Raw genomic sequence first — 338 nt, 5'->3', positions numbered from 1 at the left:
GCGGGCGTCGGCTTCGTCTTCGCTGGAGACGATGATCGCGGCCCAGCGCCCGATCGGCGGGGCTCCGGCATCGCGGCGGGCTTCGGTTTCGGCGGCGTAGAAGGCGTCGCGGTCGCCTGCTGCGAGCGCGGCGATCACCGGCGCACCCGGATGGCGAGTCTGGATCAGCACCTCTCCCGGCTTCGCGCCGCGGCCTGCGCGGCCGGCGACCTGTGCGATCTGCTGATAGGTGCGCTCGGCCGCGCGCAGATCGCCGCCTTCGAGCCCGAGATCGGCATCGACCACGCCCACCAGCGTCAGCTCGGGGAAATGGAACCCCTTGGTTACCAGTTGGGTGC

1 pseudogene is annotated in these 338 nt (G+C 71.6%); it reads right to left on the bottom strand.

The features are described from left to right. Window positions 1–338: pseudogene (locus GNY06_RS04795) on the bottom strand (replication restart helicase PriA); the annotation flags it as partial.

Source organism: Elizabethkingia argenteiflava (assembly GCF_009904105.1).
GTDB classification, from domain to species: Bacteria; Bacteroidota; Bacteroidia; order Flavobacteriales; family Weeksellaceae; genus Elizabethkingia; species Elizabethkingia argenteiflava.
The sequence above is the reverse complement of the archived record's forward strand: the minus strand, read 5'-3'. Positions and strand labels throughout refer to the sequence as shown.